At 60.2% G+C, this 18,818-nt stretch carries 17 protein-coding genes; 10 read left to right on the forward strand and 7 right to left on the reverse strand.

Going from position 1 to position 18,818, the window contains the following annotated elements; all coding sequences use genetic code 11:
* Both SynRS9902_RS00830 and SynRS9902_RS00835 read right to left on the reverse strand, forming a co-directional pair.
* A complete protein-coding gene (locus SynRS9902_RS00830; RefSeq protein ID WP_186509626.1) occupies positions 1–552 on the reverse strand; it encodes an HAD family hydrolase in 552 nt (183 codons plus the stop codon).
* Positions 549–1,562: an SIS domain-containing protein gene (locus SynRS9902_RS00835; protein WP_186509627.1), complete on the reverse strand. Its 1,014-nt coding sequence runs from the start codon at positions 1,560–1,562 to the stop codon at positions 549–551. Before SynRS9902_RS00835 ends, SynRS9902_RS00830 begins: the two co-directional genes overlap by 4 nt.
* A gap of 18 nt (positions 1,563–1,580) precedes the next feature.
* Between SynRS9902_RS00835 and SynRS9902_RS00840 the strand changes: the two genes are divergently transcribed.
* Both SynRS9902_RS00840 and SynRS9902_RS00845 read left to right on the forward strand, forming a co-directional pair.
* Positions 1,581–2,792: a CCA tRNA nucleotidyltransferase gene (locus tag SynRS9902_RS00840; protein ID WP_186509628.1), complete on the forward strand. Its 1,212-nt coding sequence runs from the start codon at positions 1,581–1,583 to the stop codon at positions 2,790–2,792.
* Positions 2,789–4,216 (forward strand): hypothetical protein, encoded by a 1,428-nt coding sequence (locus SynRS9902_RS00845; RefSeq protein WP_186509629.1) that lies wholly within the window; start codon positions 2,789–2,791, stop codon positions 4,214–4,216. Before SynRS9902_RS00840 ends, SynRS9902_RS00845 begins: the two co-directional genes overlap by 4 nt.
* Here the strand turns inward: SynRS9902_RS00845 and selD are convergent.
* Both selD and galE read right to left on the reverse strand, forming a co-directional pair.
* Positions 4,161–6,188, reverse strand: coding sequence for a selenide, water dikinase SelD (gene selD, locus SynRS9902_RS00850; RefSeq protein ID WP_186509630.1), 2,028 nt, complete (start codon positions 6,186–6,188; stop codon positions 4,161–4,163). The two genes, SynRS9902_RS00845 and selD, sit on opposite strands and share 56 nt — an antisense overlap.
* Positions 6,185–7,219 carry a UDP-glucose 4-epimerase GalE gene (gene galE / locus SynRS9902_RS00855; protein ID WP_186509631.1) on the reverse strand — a complete coding sequence of 345 codons (1,035 nt, stop codon included), beginning with the start codon at positions 7,217–7,219 and terminating at the stop codon, positions 6,185–6,187. The genes selD and galE overlap by 4 nt, the downstream gene beginning before the upstream one ends.
* A gap of 101 nt (positions 7,220–7,320) precedes the next feature.
* Between galE and SynRS9902_RS00860 the strand changes: the two genes are divergently transcribed.
* From SynRS9902_RS00860 to SynRS9902_RS00895, 8 genes are read left to right on the forward strand one after another with little or no spacing between them, the layout of a single operon-like run.
* The gene (locus tag SynRS9902_RS00860) at positions 7,321–8,103 is read left to right on the forward strand and encodes a peptidylprolyl isomerase (RefSeq protein ID WP_186509632.1); all 783 of its coding nucleotides are present in this window, start codon (positions 7,321–7,323) and stop codon (positions 8,101–8,103) included.
* On the forward strand, positions 8,103–11,033 hold the full coding sequence (locus SynRS9902_RS00865) for a peptidase domain-containing ABC transporter (RefSeq protein ID WP_186509633.1): 2,931 nt from the start codon (positions 8,103–8,105) through the stop codon (positions 11,031–11,033). The genes SynRS9902_RS00860 and SynRS9902_RS00865 overlap by 1 nt, the downstream gene beginning before the upstream one ends.
* The gene (locus SynRS9902_RS00870; protein ID WP_186509634.1) at positions 11,033–12,286 is read left to right on the forward strand and encodes an HlyD family secretion protein; all 1,254 of its coding nucleotides are present in this window, start codon (positions 11,033–11,035) and stop codon (positions 12,284–12,286) included. The genes SynRS9902_RS00865 and SynRS9902_RS00870 overlap by 1 nt, the downstream gene beginning before the upstream one ends.
* A 4-nt stretch (positions 12,287–12,290) precedes the next feature.
* Positions 12,291–13,541, forward strand: a complete 1,251-nt coding sequence (locus tag SynRS9902_RS00875; protein WP_186509635.1) for a glycosyltransferase family 4 protein — start codon at positions 12,291–12,293, stop codon at positions 13,539–13,541.
* A gap of 41 nt (positions 13,542–13,582) precedes the next feature.
* Positions 13,583–14,875 (forward strand): histidine--tRNA ligase, encoded by a 1,293-nt coding sequence (gene hisS / locus SynRS9902_RS00880; protein WP_186509636.1) that lies wholly within the window; start codon positions 13,583–13,585, stop codon positions 14,873–14,875.
* A gap of 2 nt (positions 14,876–14,877) precedes the next feature.
* Positions 14,878–15,828 (forward strand): UDP-glucuronic acid decarboxylase family protein, encoded by a 951-nt coding sequence (locus SynRS9902_RS00885; RefSeq protein ID WP_186509637.1) that lies wholly within the window; start codon positions 14,878–14,880, stop codon positions 15,826–15,828.
* Complete coding sequence (locus tag SynRS9902_RS00890) at positions 15,825–17,228, forward strand: nucleotide sugar dehydrogenase (protein ID WP_186509638.1); 1,404 nt, start codon at positions 15,825–15,827, stop codon at positions 17,226–17,228. The genes SynRS9902_RS00885 and SynRS9902_RS00890 overlap by 4 nt, the downstream gene beginning before the upstream one ends.
* A complete protein-coding gene (locus tag SynRS9902_RS00895; protein WP_186509639.1) occupies positions 17,228–18,250 on the forward strand; it encodes an NAD-dependent epimerase in 1,023 nt (340 codons plus the stop codon). Before SynRS9902_RS00890 ends, SynRS9902_RS00895 begins: the two co-directional genes overlap by 1 nt.
* 86 nt (positions 18,251–18,336) lie before the next feature.
* On the opposite strand, the gene SynRS9902_RS00900 is transcribed toward SynRS9902_RS00895, so the two are convergent.
* Genes SynRS9902_RS00900 through psbF form a run of 3 tightly spaced genes read right to left on the reverse strand, consistent with a single transcriptional unit; the run spans position 18,337 to position 18,816 of the window.
* Positions 18,337–18,537, reverse strand: a complete 201-nt coding sequence (locus tag SynRS9902_RS00900) for a photosystem II reaction center protein J (RefSeq protein ID WP_011363231.1) — start codon at positions 18,535–18,537, stop codon at positions 18,337–18,339.
* 10 nt (positions 18,538–18,547) lie between these two features.
* On the reverse strand, positions 18,548–18,667 hold the full coding sequence (locus SynRS9902_RS00905; protein WP_006852026.1) for a photosystem II reaction center protein L: 120 nt from the start codon (positions 18,665–18,667) through the stop codon (positions 18,548–18,550).
* An 8-nt stretch (positions 18,668–18,675) separates the two neighbouring features.
* A complete protein-coding gene (gene psbF, locus SynRS9902_RS00910; protein ID WP_186509640.1) occupies positions 18,676–18,816 on the reverse strand; it encodes a cytochrome b559 subunit beta in 141 nt (46 codons plus the stop codon).
* Between the last annotated feature and the right edge of the window lie 2 nt (positions 18,817–18,818).

The raw sequence follows: 18,818 nt of genomic DNA on the forward strand, positions 1-18,818 counted from the left end.
TCAGTCGTTGCGGTCCTTCCAGCCGTCGCGACTCAGACGTCCCCAGCGTCCACGCGCCATAAGGATCTTCTCCGCCAGCTCGCGGACAGCTCCATGGCCACCGCGCCGGCGAAGCACAGCATCGGCTCCGCGGCGGACGGGCCGACAGGCATCAGCGGGGGCGAACAGCAGACCAACCACCGGACGAACGGCCAGATCGTTGAGGTCATCTCCCACGAATGCGGTCTGCTCGACACTCACGTCCAGTTGGTTCTGCAGGGTCGTGAGGGCGGCCGGTTTGTCTTTGACGCCCACAAGGCAGTGGTCGATGCCCAGTTGCCGGGCCCGCACCTCCGTTGCTCCTCCCTGGCCACCACTGAGAAAGGCGATCTGAAGCCCCGCCTGTTGCATCAGGCGAATCCCAAGACCATCGCGCACATCGAAGCGCTTGCTCAGATGCCCCTCAGCGTCAAACCAAAGGCCACCATCGGTCAGCACGCCATCCACGTCCAGTACAAGCAACTGAACTCTTCTGAGGCGGTGCCGCAGCAACCACCAGCGCAGTCCCTTCATGCGAGGCCGGCCTGAACCAGATCATGGAGCCGCAGGAGACCCATCAATTGATTCTCTTGATTCACGACTGGAAGCACTGAAATGGGTTTCCGCCGGTTGCGCTCCATCTGTTCGAGGGCCTTCACCACAAGAACATCGGCGTTCACCGTGATCGGATCTGCAGTCATCAGATCCTTCGCCGTCAGATGGGTCCAGGTTTCAGCGCCGTGATCCTGCAGGGCCCGCCGCAAATCGCCATCCGTGAGGATGCCCAGGAGGCCTCCGGGGCTGTCGGGATTTTCAACCCAGCCACTGCCGATGCCATCGCGCGTTAAACCGCCGATCACCTCAGGTAAGGGGGTGTTGGGCTGAAGGGGGTGCAGCTGGCTGGCGGGAACCATCAGGTCGGCGGCTGTGAGGGTCAGCTGTTTGCCCAACGATCCAGCGGGGTGATTCAGGGCAAAATCCGCCGGTGAGATGCCGCGGCGTTCCATCCACACCGCTGCCAGGGCGTCACCGATGGCCATGGCCACGGCGGTGCTGGCGGTGGGGGCCAAGTTCAGAGGACACACTTCACGGTCCACGCCGGCTTCCAGCACCACGTCACTGCCGCGGGCCAAGGAGGAGTCAGCCCGTCCAACGATGGCGATCCGCCCGGTTCCGCGTCGGGTCAGGTGGGGCAGCACCTCCAACAGTTCGGTGGTTTCGCCGCTGTTGGACAGCAGCAGGCAGACGTCCTCGGCGGCCACCACCCCCAGATCACCATGCAGTGCATCGGTGGGATTGAGGAAGAGGGCCATCAGCCCGATCGACGAAAACGTGGCTGCGATCTTGCGAGCCACGATGCCGCTTTTGCCCACACCTGTGATCACGAGCTTGGCCTTGCGATCTGCACAGCGCTCCAGCAGGGCCAAGGCGGCTTCCACCTGCTCGCTGCTCAAGCGTTCAGCAGCAGTGGCGATCGCTGAGGCTTCCTCTTCAAGGCAGCGGGTGAGAGCGGACAAGGACAGAATCCGTGATGATCGACGCATTCTCCTGCAAGCCCCGCAATGGATCTTCCGGGTGTGCCGTCTTCCGTTCTGGAGGAGTTGCAGGGAGCTGCCCGGTTGCTTGGGATTCCGCGTTTGGCCTTGGTCGGCGGGGTTGTGCGCGATCAGCTTCTTCATCAGCGTTACGGCCGTGCCTGGTCGGGTGTTCCCGATCTGGACTGGGTGGTGGAGGGAGATGCCGCTCCGCTTGTGGAGGAACTGAACCGTCAGCTGGGTTCCGAACGCATCAGCGGTGTTCAGGAGCATGGTGCTTTCGGCACGGTGGCGTTCCAGCTGGACGGGATCCCGTTGGATCTGGCCACAGCGCGCCAGGAGCATTACCCCGCCCCTGCAGAGAATCCCGTGGTGCAGGCGGGCACCCTTCAGGCTGACCTCGCGCGCCGGGACTTCACGATCAATGCCATGGCCCTCGATCTGGTGGCCAATGAGCTGATCGATCTCCACCATGGCCAGGAGGATCTGGCATCAGGCCAGCTGCGGTTTCTGCACGTCGGCAGTGTTCAGGACGACCCCACCCGGGTGATCAGGGCCGCCCGTTACGCCGCTCGGCTCGGTTTTCAGCTCGCGGAGGAGAGCAGCAAGCAGATTCGCAGCACCATTCAAGAGTGGCCCTGGGACTGGCGTCCGGGTGATGCCGCCACGGTGGCACCGCCGGCCCTTTCAACACGATTGCGGATGGAGTTGGAGCGACTGCTGGAGCGGGAACCCTGGCCGCAGGCGTTGGACCTGCTGGAGCAGTGGCAGGCACTGCCGCTGTTGGACTCCCAGCTTCAGAACGATCCATGGCGTACGCAGCGGCTGCACTGGGCACAACGCCTGGGTCTTCCCTTGATGTCGGCTCTTCTGTTGGGAGCAGCAGATCCGGTTGCTGTCGCGCAACGGTTGCAGATTCCTGGCAAGCAACAGCAATGGCTGCAGCAGTGCGGGGAATTGCGCGACTGGCTGGTCGAGACGCCTCCACCTTTGGAGGCCACCCCGTCGATCTGGTCAACGGCTATCGAACAACAGGGTTGGCCTCCGGAAGTGGTGGCCCTGGCGGTGACCCTCAAGCCCAAGCAATGGAAGCCCCTGCTGCGTTGGTGGGGCCGCTGGCGGCGGATTCAGGCCCCGCAAACGGCGCGCGATCTGATCGCCGCAGGCTGGCAGCAAGGGCCGGCGATCGGTGAAGAGTTGCGCCGGCAGCGCAGCGCAGCGCAGGACCGCAGCCGATGAAACGCAGTTGGCTTGTGCTGGTGCTGGCCCTTTGTCTGGCTTTTGGCCTCAGGGCCTTGCTGTTGATCGATGCCACGGCGCTGTGGAGCGATGAGCTGTACAGCGTCGGCAAGAGTTTTCAGCCCAGCTTCGGCAGCCTGCTGGGGATGCTTCGGGAGGACACCCATCCCCCGGCCTATTACTGCCTGCTCTGGCTCTGGGGGCATGTGGTCGGTCAGAGTCCGGTCAGCCTGCGCTTGCTGTCCTGGCTGGCGTATCTCGCCGGTGGTCTGGTGATAGTCCGTCAGGCGATGGCCCTTGGCCATACGGGCACTCAGGCCAGGGTGGGGGCAGTTGCAGCGCTCTTGGCCTTTTGCAGTCCTTATCCGATTCGGTTCGCGATCGAAGGCAAGAGCTATGCCGTGCTGGTGCTGCTGGTGGCTCTGGCCTGGTGGTGGCGCCGCTTGGGCCATCCCGTCGCCTACGGGGCGGTGGCGGGGCTGGCCGGTCTGACCCATTTCTATGGTTTGTTTCTGGTGATGGCGGCCGCGGCTTGGGATGGTTGGCGACGCCGCTGGAGCCTTTCCGCTGCCGCGCTGATCGGAGCTCTCCCGGCCTTGGCCTGGATGGCCTATGCCGCGGATTACCTGTTCAGCTCCAGGGCCGGCAGCTGGATTGGTGTGCCTGATTACGCTCTGTTTGAGGAGACCCTGGCCCGCGGCCTCGGCCTCTGGCCGCTGCCCAAATTGGCCCTTGTTCTGCTGTTGCTGGTGGTTGTGCGGCGCTGGGGAGGGCTGCTCCGTTGGTCATGGCCGGAGACATCTCTGCTTGATCGAAGCGGGCTGATGCCATCCCTGTTGATGGTGGTTGGAGTTGTTGTCGTGTCGTTTCTGAAGCCGATGGCTTTCAGCCGCTATTTCGTCGTGCTGTTGCCGGCTCTGGTGCCCGTCCTGGCGGTGCAGATCGGTGCTCTGGAGCTCAACCGATTTGGCCGCGGCTCTGCTCTGGTGGTGCTGGGGCTGATGTTGATCAGCTGGTGGGGGCCTGGATTTTCAGAGCTCGATGCTGGCGTCGGTGGTGTGCGGGAACAGGACCAGTTCCGTCTGATCAGCCAGCGCACCAGTGGTTTGGAGGAGCGCTACAGCCCCCGCCAGCGACTGTTCAACCTCAGCGATCGGATGGAGGCGGCGATGGGGCGGATCCCTTCGCCTTCAGCGCCATGGGGAGGCAAGGGAGATCTGAAGCAACGGCTGCAGGGGCTTGATCATCTGCCGCCGCAACTCTGGCTGGCCAGCAGTGGGCCGCCTCAGGCCATGGAGCGCAAGCTCAAACCCTTGAAATTGCAGGCTGAGCAGGCGGGTTACCGCTGTGAACCGCAAGCCAGTGATCTCAGCCATGCACGGCTGTTGCGCTGCCGATTTGAAGCCAGGAGCCGTTCTGAGTGAGTTTCGTCGCGGCTTCATTGCTGCAGGCCAGCAACAGCGGGCCGCAGGTTTGCGGGTCCACCAGCAGCTCCAGTAGGCCCGCGGAGGGGGGCTGTTTCAGCTGAACCGGGCCTTCCAGCCAGCGCCAGGCAGCTCGGTTGGAGGGGGCCAGGGTGCTGGAGAGACCGCGTTCGAGCAGCTCCAGTGCACCGGGGTAGGCCGGAATGGCAGAACCGTCCAGCTCGACGGTTAGTCCTGGGCTGTTCTGGAGCATCTCGCCCAGATGCCCGAGCAGGCCGAACCCCGTGATGTCGGTGCACGCATGAATCCCTTCGCGGATCGGCTCAATCTGCTCAATAAGCGTGTGCTGGCTGCAGGTCATGGTCTGAAGCGCAGCATCCAGCTCAGCCGCTTTCGTGGCGCCGCTCATGGCCCCTGCGAACAACACTCCGGTGCCAAGGGGGCGACTGATCAGCAGGGCATCACCGGGCTGCAGCCCTGATTTCAGCCAGGGTGATTGAGGGCTGTCGCCGTTCACCGTGAGGGTGATCTGCACCCCAAGGCTTGCTGGCACTGGTGAGGCGCTGCGGGATTCCATCGTGTGTCCACCGATCAGCTCGGCGCCCTGTTCGCCCAGCACTGAGCGGATGCCGGCCAGGGTCTGCACCAGCAGCTCCTGCTGCTCATTGGCTGAAACCATTGGCAACGTGACCGTTGCCATAGCGCTGGAGACATGGGCACCGCAGGCCCAGAGATCCGAGCAGGCATGCAGGGCTGTCAACCGGCCGTTGAGCCAGGGGTCACTCACCAGTGCTGGAAAGCCATCCATGCTTTGCAGCAGCCCTTTGCTTCCCGGCAGACAAGCGGTGTCTTCGGGCTGTCCCCCAAGCTCCACCCGCGCTAGGGCTGCGGCCAGGGGTTGGGCCGGCAACTTTGCGGCGCAACCCCGGCAAGCCATGGGCGCTGTATCGGCCATCGCTGCTGGCTGCTGAAAGCCGGCCATGAAGGCGCGATCGATGCGTTGTTTCAGCATCCAGAGCAGGGGGGATGGTCCCAGTCGCCAGCCACCCCAACGCGCCCAAGCGGCATCTTGATGGCTGCTAATCAATTGCAGTGCCTGGCGTTGTGGCTGCCAGGGGCGTAATGGTCTGCCTTGGCAGGCTGCTTCCAGATTGTCGGCCAAGGGGCGTCCTGCTCGCACCGCCCACACCCCAGACGCCGGCCGGGGTTCTGCGGCGATCACGGCACAGTCGCCACTGGCGAACAGGGATGGATGTCCTTCCACCCGAAGGCACCGATCGGTGCGGATCCGGCCATCGGGATCAAGCGGTAGACCGGTGCTCGCCAGCCAGGCCGGCCCCTGGCTCCCCGTGCAGAGCAGGCTGGGTCCGTTGTGGCTGCTGTCGTCATCGATCACGGCGATGCGGGCCCGTTGCAGGCTCGTCCTGGTGGCGGTATCCAGCTGTCGAGGGCGGTGTTGCAGCTGCAGGGGCCGCAGCGGCCAGCGGCGTCGCAGTGCCAGGACCACCTCCAGGCCGGCAGCGCCCGCTCCGATCACCCGCAGTGGCAGGGGATCGCTTGGGTCTTCGCTCTCGAGAAAAGCGAGCGAGGCTTCCAATGGCTTGATCGGAATTCCAGTGGCACTCGGTCTGCTGATGGCTCCCACATCCAGGCTGAGCCAATCGAAGTGGAGTGCAGGCCGATCGCGCAGCCTCAGACATTTGTCCTGCGGGTTCAATCCCGTGATTTCGGCTTCCAAGAAGGCCACTCCTGCCTTGTCACAGAGTTGGCGCAGGTCGATGGCGAGTTCGTCGCGCTGATAAAGACCAGCGATCAACCCCGGCACCATGCCGGAGTACAAGCCCGTGCTGGTGCGATTGATCAGCGTGATGCTTTGCTTCGGACGTTGCTCCGGCCTCATGGCCCAGCGCTTCAACACCAGAGCATGGCTGTGGCCGCCGCCGGCCAGGAGCAGCACACCAGCCGCAGTCATGGGTTCTCGCGATATCCCCCCGGATTGGCCTGCTGCCAGGCCCAGCCATCACGGCACATGTCGAGCAGTGAGCGTTGTGCGCTCCACCCGAGGGTGGCCTGCGCTTGCCTTGGGCAGGCCTCCAGCCGAGGCACATCTCCCGGACGTCGCTCCACAACCTCAAAGGGGATCTTGATCCCTGTGGCGTCCTCGAAGCCACGCACCACGTCCAGCACGCTCAGGCCCCGCCCGGTACCGATGTTTAGCGTGCACTGGCAGGGGGCTGGCTGGTTCAGGAGGTGGTCCAGGGTCATGCCATGGGCGTCTGCCAGGTCCATCACGTGCAGGTAATCCCGGATTCCTGTTCCATCGGGAGTGGGGTAGTCCTGGCCGAACACCCGCAGTTGATCGCGGCGGCCTGCGGCCACCTGCGTGATGAACGGGAACAGGTTGTTCGGAATGCCCAGGGGGTCTTCGCCAATGCGTCCGCTGGGATGGGCTCCCACGGGATTGAAGTAGCGCAGGGCGGCGATCCGCCAGGCTCCGGTGCGGCCCAGGGCCTGCAGCATCTGCTCCACTGCCAGCTTCGTCTGGGCGTAGGGATGAATAGGGGCTGTGGGGGTGTCTTCCCGCAGCGGGAAGGTGTCCGGTTCGCCGTAGACCGTGGAGGTGCTGCTGAACACCAGCGTGCGGCAGCCGTGCCGCTCCATGGCGGCGGTCAGCACACGGCTGCCGTTGAGGTTGACGTCCCAGTACCGCAGGGGATCGGCAACGGACTCTCCCACCGCCTTGAGCCCCGCGAAGTGGATCACTCCATCGATGGGAGTATTGCCGCTGAAGGCATGGTCGACCGCATCGGGGTCACGCACATCCCCTTCCACCAGAGTGATGGCTTTGGACCCCGCCAGCTCTTGAACCCGGTTCAGTGCTTCGGGGGAGCTGTTGTGGAAGTTGTCGAGCACTACGAGTTCGTGGCCTTGCTCTAGCAGCACAAGACAGGTGTGGCTACCGATGAAACCGGCTCCACCCGTGATGAGAACGCGTCTAGTCATGTCTTAAACACTGTTCGAGTTCTGACTATGGATCAGCTGATTTGTAAAAATTCTGAATCCAAAGGCGTTTGAACTTAAGGTTTGCGCGTTGCTTTGGATCTGTGAAGAGCGGAACGGTGGTTCCTGAGTTGCAGCGTGCGATTGGTGCCGAAGGTCGAGCCCTGCTCAACAAGTTCAATTTGCTCAGTCCTCTTGTAGAGGAGATGGTGACGCGTGAGGCGGTTGCTGCTGTTGCGGTCTCTGATCAACAGATTGAAGAGGCACGGGTTGGCTTGCTTCAACAGCGTGGTTACGACGGAGTCGAGCAGTGGGCGGAGCTGTTAGAGGAGCTTGGCCGAAGCGATGATGAGGTTTTAGACCGTCTTTGCTTTGGTATCGCTCGCTTGAGTTTTGCGCGCGAGCGTTTTGCGGCCAAGGCGGAGGCGCGTTTCCTGGAACGGAAAAGTGAGTTGGATCAAGTGGTTTACAGCCTGCTGCGTCTTGAGAGCAGCTTTCTGGCGCGCGAGCTGTACCTGCAGATCGAATCCGGCGAATCAAACTTTGCTGATCTGGCCAAGCGCTATGCCGAGGGACCGGAACGCAACACCAATGGAATTGTGGGCCCCGTCTCCCTTACTCAGGCGCATCCGACCTTGGTTGAGAAATTACGAGTCGCTCAGCCTGGCGTGTTGCTGGAACCCTTTCGTATCTCGGACTGGTGGCTAGTGGTTCGCTTGGAGCGTTACTCGCCAGCCACTTTCACCGATGAGGTTTCCGACCAGATGTGCCAAGAAATGTTTGATATTTGGATCAGCGAAGAAACTGCTGAAAGTTTGAGCCGGTTGCAGTCTAAGCCAATGGAATCTGTCCCAAAAAACGATTTCAGTGATTTCAGTATCTCCTGATGACCCAGAGATCGTCTTTCCCACTCCTGGACCATCCCGCGTTCCGTGGCTTGTCCGATGTCTCGGCTTCCTCTTTGGAGAGAGGCTGCAAGGTATTCCGCTTCGAGCTTGGGGGGCAGCTATGTGACCCCAATGACATCCCAGCTCGGATTCTTGTCATTCTTCAAGGCCAGGCCAGATTGGTTGGACGCCACAACGGACGTCTTACCACTGTGGGAAAGTTTGGCCCTGGCAGTGTGATCGGCGCTGCCAGCATGCTTTGCGGTGCTCCTTGCGAAAATGTGATCGCGGCAGAGGAGGTGATTGCCGCTGCTATTTCTGATGAACTGTGGCGTGAGCTTTACTCCAGCGAATCCTCCTTTCGTCAGTGGTGTGATCAGCAGCTATGGCCTCAGGAGCTGCTCAAGTTGTTGGAATCTCTTGAGCAGAACACCCCGGAGGCAGATAGCTCCGCTCTTGAAAAGCTTGAAGATGCTCTTCAATATTCTCAGCGCTGCTCCCCTGATCCAGCTGAAGTCGATATTGCCCTCGCTGCTGGAAAGAAGCTTTATGTCACCAGTGCATGGGGTGATTTGACATTTGGCCAGTCTGTTCCCTCTTCCGCAGAGCTGCCTTCTTGTGAAACGTTTTCGTTGCGTTTGGTGTCCATGCCAGCCTCGGCTGTATCAGGCAAAGCTGCCGATACGCAAGACCAAAGCAGTGGATCGATCCTTCCAATTGCATCCATTCAGGAGGCAGAAGATCTTCCGCCCATAAGTAGCTTCAGTCCTGAGCGGAATGTTGTCGATAGCCTGCGCCTGATCCGGGCTGAGGGTCCGCTCAAGGAAACTCTCGCCTGCTTCCAGATGTTGGCGCAGCTGATGAAGCTGCCGTTCCGCCGGGACTCAATTGAGAAAGTCCTGCAAGACAACCTCCGTCGTGGTCTTGCTCCCAACCTTCAGGTCTGCGGCCAGTTGGCTGCGAGCCTGGGATTGCATGTGATGGCTTCCAGGGTCCCGGCAGAAGCGGGAACTCGACTGCAGGTGCCTTCCATGCTGCCTTGGCAGGGTGGGTTTTCTTTGGTGATCGCCAGCAATGAGCAGGGGCTGAAGTTGGCTTCGCCCAAGCAAGGCCTGGTGATGATCGGCCCGGACGATTTGGCCGAGCAGTTTCCTGAAGGGATCGAACTGCTGCTGATGGAGCGGTCTAATGCCACTCCCGATCAGAAGTTTGGTCCAGGTTGGTTTTGGCCCGCTCTTAAGCGCTATCGCGGGGTGTTAATCCAAGTGTTGGCAGCCAGTTTCGTGGTTCAGCTCTTCACACTGGCCAACCCGTTGCTCATTCAGGTGATCATCGACAAGGTGATCAGTCAACGCAGCTTAGATACCTTGCAGGTGTTGGGGATTGCCCTTGTGGTAGTCACCATTCTGGAGGGGGTGCTCGGCAGCCTCAAGACTTTCTTGTTTGCTGAAACCACCAACCGAATCGATCAGCGCCTCGGTGCTGAGGTGATCGACCATCTGTTGCGTCTTCCCCTCGGCTACTTCGACCGTCGCCCTGTGGGTGAACTGGGAACTCGTGTGGCCGAACTGGAGAAGATCCGCAATTTCCTCACTGGTCAGGCCCTCACCACGATCCTGGATGCTGCTTTTTCGGTGATCTACATCGCGGTGATGGTGGTCTACAGCTGGCTGCTCACCTTGATCGCCCTCTCCGTTCTGCCGATCCAGATTGGTCTAACGATCCTGGGGGCCCCGCTCTTCCGCCTTCAGTTCCGTGCTGCTGCTGAAGAAAACGCCAAGACCCAGAGCCATCTCGTGGAGGTGCTCACAGGTATCCAGACCGTGAAGGCTCAGAACGTGGAGATGGTTAGCCGCTGGCGATGGCAGGAGTTCTACTCCCAGTACATCGCCCGCACTTTTGAGAAAACGATCACCGGCACAGCCCTAAACCAGACCAGTCAGGTGCTGCAGAAGATCTCTCAGCTGATGGTGCTCTGGATCGGTGCCTCGATGGTGCTGAGTGGTGATCTAACCCTTGGTCAGCTGATCGCCTTTCGGATCATCTCCGGTTACGTGACCCAGCCGCTGCTGCGTCTTTCCACCATCTGGCAGAACATCCAGGAACTGCGCGTCAGTTTTGAACGGCTTGCAGATGTGATCGATACACCGGAAGAATCCGATGAGGTCGACAAGTCAAAGGTGATGCTCCCACCGCTCCAGGGAGAGGTGCGGTTTGAGAACTTGTCGTTCCGCTTTCGCCCCGGGCAGCCACAAGTCCTGAAGGATGTGAATCTGGAGATTCCCTCTGGCACGTTCGTGGGGATTGTCGGTCAGAGTGGCAGCGGCAAGAGCACGTTGATGAAGCTGTTGCCTCGGCTCTATGACCCCGAAGAAGGTCGGATCCTGATCGACGGCTACGACATCGGAAAGGTCGAGCTTTATTCCCTGCGTCGTCAGATCGGTATCGTTCCTCAAGATCCTCTGCTGTTCAGCGGAACCGTGAGCGAAAACATTGCGCTCACCAACCCTGAAGCGTCAAGTGAAGAGATTGTGAAGGCCGCTCGCCTCGCCAATGCCCATGACTTCATCATGGATCTTCCCAGTGGCTACAGCACACCTGTGGGCGAACGGGGTGCTGCTTTGAGTGGAGGTCAGAGACAGAGAGTTGCCATTGCAAGGACCCTGCTGAGTAACCCAAAGCTTTTGGTGATGGATGAGGCCACCAGTGCCCTCGACTACGAAACAGAACGGAAAGTCTGCGACAACCTTCTAGAGAATCTGGATGAACAGACGGTGTTTTTCATTACTCACCGTTTGTCGACCATCCGTCGGGCCGACATGATCGTGATGCTCCATCAGGGAGCCGTCGTTGAAGTGGGAACACACGATGACTTGATGACGCATCGCGGTCGCTACTACGCCCTTTATCGCCAACAGGAGAGCTCCTGATGAAGATCCATCCGCAGAAATTGAAGGATCTCGTCAAGCAGGGTGCCAGCGGGTTGGTTTCAACGTCGCGCCACTTTCTTCGCCGCTTTGATCCCAGCGCCACGCAAGATGCAACCACACTCGACACTTACGACGAGTCGATTCTTCAGCAGGGGCGCTTCTGGATGCGCACCGTCACCTGGACCTTGATAGGTACCACTGTTTTTGGTGTGGGCTGGCTGGCCCTTGCGCGGACCGAGGAGATTGTTGTGGCCGCTGGTCAGCTTGAACCGGTTGGCTCCGTACAGGACATCCAGATGCCCGTGGGTGGTGTCGCTGACCAAATCCTCGTTGAGGAGGGAGATTCAGTCAAAGCCGGCCAGGTCTTGATGAAACTGGACACTGAAGCTACTGAGGAACAGCGTCTTAGTCTGGAAAAAACGATCAAGCTCAAGCAGGAGCAGTTGACGCTGAAGGAAGAGGAAAAACGCAACACCATCCAGGTGAATCAGGAGGAGGTGCTGATGCTCGAGAATAATCTCGAGCTTCAGGCTGAAATTCTGAAGCGATATGAGCAGTTGGAATCAGCTGGTGCTTTTTCAGAAGTGCAATACCTCAACCAGAAGAACGTTGTTGCCGAAATTCAGGGCCGACTGATGCAGAGAAAGGCTGATCGGCTGCGCCAAATCGCTCTTCTTGATCAACAGACTGCCCAGTTGAAGTCGGAACTCGCTGATTTAAATGGGAAGTTGGTGGAGACTAAGGTCACTCTGCGCTATCAGCAGTTGAAGTCGCCAGTGGATGGTGTGGTCTTTGACCTAAAGCCCACCTCTCGAGGTTTTACTGCTCAGTCCACGCAGACGGTTATGAAGGTGGTGCCGATGGGTTCTCTGGAAGCCAAGGTGGAGGTGCCGAGCAACAAGATCGGTTTCGTGAAGGTTCCTTTCGGTTGTCCTGAGGAGAGAGAAGTTTGTATGAATGCCGACATCAGTATCGACTCCTTTCCCTCTACTGATTTCGGGGTGCTTAAGGGGAAGGTGTCTCGAATCGGTTCTGATGCCCTAGAGCCCGATCCCCAAGAGCAGCGGCAGGAACTCAGTTTTCCGGTCACTATTCAGCTGGATAACCAGCAGTTGAAGCTGAAAAATGGAACTTCCTTGCCCTTGCAGGTTGGCATGAGCCTGACTGCCAATATCAAGTTGCGTAAGGTCTCTTACCTTCAACTTTTGCTCGGTGAGTTTCAGGACAAAGCGGAATCATTGCAGCGTCTCTGAGGCGGTGAAGATTCTCTTCGTCCACCAGAATTTCCCCGGGCAATATGTTCACGTTATTCAGCGCCTCGCTCAGCATGGGCGACATCAGTTGCTTGCCTTGGGTATTAACTCCCTTGGCAGTGGGCGTAGGGTTCCTGAGAAAATCAAATATTTTCAATATCATCTTGAGCGTGGTAATACCAATGGAATCCATCCCTTGGTGATGGAGACGGAAACCAAGATCATCCGAGCGGAGGGCTGCGCCCGTGCTGCTGAACAGCTCAAGCAGAAGGGCTTCGCGCCCGATTTGATCTGTGCCCATCCCGGTTGGGGCGAACCACTTTTTCTGAAGGCGATCTGGCCCGATTCGCCACTGCTTTGCTACCAGGAATTCTTCTACAACGAGTTTGGCTTCGACTCCAATTTTGATCCGGAATTTCAGGACGATGGTAGTTGGCAAGCGCAGGCGAAGCTCACGATGAAGAATGCCTATCTGCATCTCACCCTCGAGCATGCCGACTGGAACGTCTCCCCCACCCATTTCCAGGCCAGCAGCTTTCCTGAGCATTGGCGCCGAAAAATCAGCGTGATCCATGACGGCGTTGATCTTCAGCAGGCCCGTCCCAATCCATCACCGGCGCCGCTGAAGCTGCCTGATGGAACCGTGCTGGAGAGCGGCCAGCCGATCGTCACCTTTGTGAACCGCTGCCTGGAGCCCTACCGGGGCTGCCACACCTTCATTCGGGCTATCCCTGAACTGCAGCGCCAGCATCCCGAGGCCCGGATCGTTGTCGTGGGTCGAACCAAGGGGGTGAGTTACGGCGGTGCATGTCCTGATGGCGAGTGGGGGGAGCGATTCTTGGCGGAGATCGACGGTCAGTACGAACCCAGCCGGGTGCATTTCACAGGCCCCTTGCCCTATCGCCAGTTCATTCCGCTGTTGCAGATCAGTGCCTGTCATGTCTATCTCACCTATCCCTTCGTGATGAGCTGGAGCCTGCTGGAGGCCATGGGCTGCGGTTGTGCGGTGGTGGGGTCTGACACGGCTCCGGTGCGGGAGGTCATCCGTCACGGTCAGAACGGCGTGCTGGTGAATTTCTTTTCGCCCACCGATCTGGCCGCGGCGGTGGTTGAGATGCTTAACGATCCAGAGCGCGCTGCTGCGTTTGGTGTGGCGGCCCGCGAGACGGTGGAACGGACCTATGAATTGAATGCCTGCGTCACCCGACAGCTGGCCTTGATGGATCTGGTGGCGAGCCGCAGCATCGTGGCCTGAGGCCACCCGGCAGACTGAGTCGCCGTACTCGAATCCCGCACGTGAGTCAGCTCCAGAGCCTCAGGGGCATGGTGGATCTGCTGCCGGAAGCGCTGCAGCGCTGGCAGGCGGTGGAGGCGATGGCGCGGGAGCATTTCCAGCGTTCTGGTTTTGGAGAGATCCGGACGCCGCTTCTGGAGACAACAGACCTGTTTTGCCGTGGCATCGGCGAGGGCACCGATGTAGTGGGCAAGGAGATGTATAGCTTTCAGGATCGTGGCGATCGCTCCTGCACCCTGCGGCCGGAAGGCACCGCATCGGTGGTGCGCGCTGCTCTCCAGCATGGCTTACTCAGCCAGGGCGCCCAGAAGCTCTGGTATGCGGGGCCGATGTTTCGCTATGAACGGCCCCAGGCGGGCCGTCAGAGGCAGTTCCACCAGATCGGGGTGGAGTGGCTTGGGGCTGAACGGGCTAGCTGTGATCTTGAGGTGATTGCGCTGGCCTGGGATCTGCTGGCCAGCCTCGGCGTGGGTGGCTTGGAGTTGGAACTGAACAGTCTTGGCACGGCCGAGGATCGTCAGGCCTACCGGAGCGCCTTGGTGGCCTGGCTTGAGCAGCGTTCTGCAGCTCTCGATCCTGATTCCCAGGCTCGGCTGAGCACCAATCCGCTGCGCATCCTCGATTCCAAAAACAAAGACACCCAGGCGCTGCTGGAGGACGCGCCCACCCTCGCGGATGCCCTCTGTGAGGCCAGCCGCGAGCGTTTTGCAGAGGTGCAGCGGGGGCTGACAGCCTTGGGAATTCCCTTCCGGCTCAATCCCCGTCTGGTGCGGGGTTTGGATTACTACAGCCACACTGCCTTTGAGATCACCAGTGATCAACTCGGGGCTCAGGCCACCGTGTGTGGTGGTGGTCGTTATGACGGCTTGATCGACCAGTTGGGAGGAGCCCCAACACCCGCCATTGGTTGGGCTCTTGGGATGGAACGGTTGTTGCTGGTGCTGGAAGCTGCCGCTCAGGCTGATCCTCAGGGTGTCGCCGCCCGGCTGACCGCACCGATGTCCCCCGATGTGTACCTCGTGAACCGTGGTGGAGAGGCCGAGCCTGCTGCTCTGGCCTTGGCCCGGGACCTGCGTGCGGCAGGCCTGTGGGTGGAATTGGATGCATCTGGCTCCTCCTTCGGCAAGCAGTTCAAGCGGGCGGATCGCAGCGGGGCGCGCTGGGCCTTGGTGCTCGGCGACGAAGAGGTCGAGCGGGGTGAGGTGCGACTGAAGGCGTTACAGCAGAAGGCTGAGGAATCCACCGTTGCGCTTGCGCCAGTTGCCGCGATCGTGGAGAAACTGCTCACCCCCTGAGGATGCAGATCCACCTCGTCACCGGCGGTGCCGGTTTCCTTGGCTCGCACTTGGTCGACTGGCTGATGGAGGCCGGCGAAGAGGTGATCTGTCTGGACAACTACTTCACCGGGCGCAAGGCCAACATCGCCCGCTGGATTGGCCATCCCCGTTTTGAGCTCATCCGTCACGACGTCACGGAGCCAATCAAGTTGGAGGTGGATCGGATCTGGCATCTGGCTTGTCCGGCCTCGCCGATCCACTATCAGTTCAATCCGGTCAAGACAGCCAAAACCAGCTTTCTCGGCACCTACAACATGCTGGGCCTGGCGCGGCGGGTGGGCGCGCGGCTGCTGCTGGCCAGTACGAGTGAGGTCTACGGCGATCCTGAGGTTCATCCTCAGCCTGAGGCTTACTGGGGCTCCGTCAACCCCATCGGTGTGCACAGTTGCTACGACGAGGGCAAGCGCATCGCTGAAACGCTCTGTTTCGACTACCAGCGCATGAATGGTGTGGAGGTGCGGGTCGCGCGCATCTTCAACACCTATGGCCCGCGCATGTTGCTGGATGACGGCCGGGTGGTGAGCAACTTCATCGTGCAGGCTCTGCGGGGCGAACCGCTGACGCTGTATGGCGATGGCAGTCAGACCCGCTCCTTTTGTTACGTGAGCGATCTAATTGATGGGTTGATCCGCCTGATGAATGGCGAGCAAAGCGGCCCGATCAACCTTGGCAATCCGGAAGAGTTCACGATCCGGCAGCTGGCCCAACTCGTGCGGATGCAGATCAACCCGGAGCTGCAGTTGGTGGAGAACCCCTTGCCGGAGGATGACCCGCAACAGCGTCAGCCGGCTATTGACCTCGCCCGTCAGCAGCTCGATTGGCAGCCGACTGTGTCACTGGAGCAGGGGCTCCCCCCCACCATCGACTCCTTCCGTAATCTCCTCGAACATGCCGACGGCTGCGGAACGTGACCATTGAACGGATCTGCTGCATCGGTGCGGGCTATGTGGGCGGCCCGACCATGGCGGTGATCGCTGATCGCTGCCCTGAGGTTGATGTGCAGGTGGTGGACATCAACCAAGCGCGCATCGACGCTTGGAATGATGCTGATCTGAGCAAGTTGCCGGTTTACGAACCGGGGCTCGACCGTGTTGTGGAACGGGCGCGGGGACGCAATCTCAGTTTTTCCACCGATGTGGCGGCGTCGATCGCCGCTGCAGATATGGTGTTTATATCGGTGAACACGCCCACCAAGACGAAGGGGCTCGGTGCTGGACAGGCTAGTGATCTGCGCTGGGTGGAAGCCTGTGCCCGTGAGGTGGCTCAGGCGGCCACCGGTCACACGATCGTGGTGGAGAAAAGCACTCTGCCCGTTCGTACCGCCGCTGCGATCAAAACCATTCTGGAAGCGGCCAGTGATGGAGACGATCAGCGCACGTTTTCGGTGCTGTCCAATCCCGAGTTTCTCGCGGAAGGGACAGCCATCCGTGATTTGGAGGCTCCGGATCGCGTCTTGATCGGTGGTGATGATCCCGCATCCATTGATGCTTTAGCTGCGATTTATGCCCACTGGGTTCCGCAGCAGCAGATTCTGCGCACCAATCTCTGGAGCAGCGAGCTGTCCAAGCTCACCGCCAATGCCTTTTTGGCACAGCGAATCAGTTCGATCAACTCGATTGCGGCGTTCTGTGAGGCCAGTGGAGCGGATGTGCGTGAGGTTGCCAGGGCGATTGGCACCGACAGTCGCATCGGCCCGAAGTTTCTCAATGCTGGCCCTGGTTTCGGGGGCAGCTGTTTCCAGAAGGACATCCTCAACCTGGTGTATCTCTGCCGCCATTTCGGCCTGCCGGAGGTGGCGGATTACTGGGAGAGTGTGGTGGCTCTGAACACCTGGCAACAGCACCGCATTGCCCGGTTGGTGGTGGAGAAGCTCTTCGGCACGGTGACCGGGAAGCGGCTGGCGATTCTGGGTTTTGCTTTTAAGGCAGACACCAATGACACCCGTGAAGCGCCGGCAATTCGCATCTGCTGCGATCTTCTCGAAGAGGGTGCGCAGTTGGCCATTCACGATCCCAAGGTGGCTGCCCATCAGATGGCTCGGGACCTCCAACAGGATGCAGCACCGCAGGCGGATGCCCTTAGTGGAACCGGCACTTGGGCGGAGGCCGCCAGCGTTGAGGACGCCGTGACCGGAGCCGATGCCGTGCTGGTCCTCACCGAGTGGCAGCACTACAGGGATCTCAATTGGGAGGCTCTGGCCGGTCGGATGCGCAAGCCGGCGTGGGTTTTTGATGCGCGGGCCGTTGCGGACCCCGAACAGGTGAGAGCCGCGGGCCTCACCCTGTGGCGCGTGGGGGATGGAGAGGGTTGATGTCGCGGACGGTTTTGGTCACCGGTGCTGCCGGTTTCATTGGTGCAGCCCTGTCGCAGCGTCTCTTGCAACGCGGTGATCGGGTGGTCGGCCTCGACAACCTGAACGACTACTACGACCCCAGCCTCAAGCAGGCGAGGCTGCGTCAGATCGCAGCCGTGGCCCCCGAAGGCGCCTGGCAGTTCGAGCACCTGGCTCTGGAAGACGGCGATGCCCTTATGGCTCTCTTCGCGGCAGAAAACCCGGCTGTGGTGGTGAACTTGGCGGCTCAAGCCGGTGTTCGTTACTCCTTGGAGAACCCGGCGGCTTACATCCAAAGCAATCTGGTGGGCTTTGGCCATCTCCTGGAAGGCTGCCGCCACCACGGCACCGAAAACCTCGTCTACGCCTCGAGTAGTTCGGTTTATGGCGGCAATAGAAATCTGCCTTTCCATGAGCAGCAGCCCGTGAACCATCCGGTGAGCCTCTATGCCGCCAGCAAGAAGGCCAATGAGCTGATGGCGCACACCTACAGCCACCTTTATGGAGTGCCAGCCACTGGGCTGCGCTTTTTTACGGTGTATGGCCCCTGGGGTAGGCCAGACATGGCTCCGATGCTTTTTGCCAGGGCGATCTTGGCTGGAGAGCCGATCAAGGTGTTCAACCACGGCAAGATGCAGCGGGATTTCACCTACATCGACGACATTGTTGAGGGGGTGCTTCGTTGCTGTGATAAACCTGCCACCCCTAATCCCCTCTTTGATCCGTTGCAGCCGGATCCCGCAACGGCGGCTGCAACGCATCGGGTGTTCAACATCGGCAACAGTCAGCCCACTGAGCTGTTGCGCTTCATCGAGGTGATGGAACAAGCTCTGGGTCGGGAGGCGATCAAGGACTTCCAGCCGATGCAGCCTGGTGATGTGGTGGCGACAGCTGCCGACACCTCCGCCTTGGAGCAGTGGGTGGGCTTCAAGCCCTCCACCTCCATCGAGACAGGGGTGGACGCCTTCGCTCGCTGGTACCGCGACTATTTCAACGTTTGATCTGAAGTCTGTTCGTCTGCTCTGCAGGCAAAGGGCACAAAAAAACCGGCCCTATGGACCGGTTTGAAGCATTGAGTTGCCTGCAATCAGGCAGAACCAACGCCGGTGTAGGAACCATAGAAAAAGAGGCCTACAACGAACAGAACAGCCATTCCGCCCGCTGTAGCCACCAACCACAGTGGAAGGACGCCCTCGGTCCAGCGGCTTCTCCAGGGCACAGCCGGTGTGCCGTCAGGATTGCGATCGGGAATTCGACCGTCGGGATAGGGAGATTTTTTTCCGCTCATCGAATAATCCTCAGTTGAAGAAGTAGCTGGACATGAGCACGCCGGTCACAAAGACAAACAGCAGACCCAGGTACAGGCTGGTGCGGTTGAGCTCAACCGGAAGGTTGTTGGGATTGGGATTGCGTTCCATGGTTCGGATCAGCGACGGATGAACTGCATCGCGGCAAGGGCGCCCAAGAAAAACACCGTCGGAATGCCGAGGGTGTGCAACGCCAGCCAACGCACCGTGAAGATCGGATAGTTGCGTGGCGTTGTGGCGACAGGAGGAATTTGTGTCATGG

The sequence above is a fragment of the Synechococcus sp. RS9902 genome, from assembly GCF_014279635.1.
Taxonomy (GTDB): domain Bacteria; phylum Cyanobacteriota; class Cyanobacteriia; order PCC-6307; family Cyanobiaceae; genus Parasynechococcus.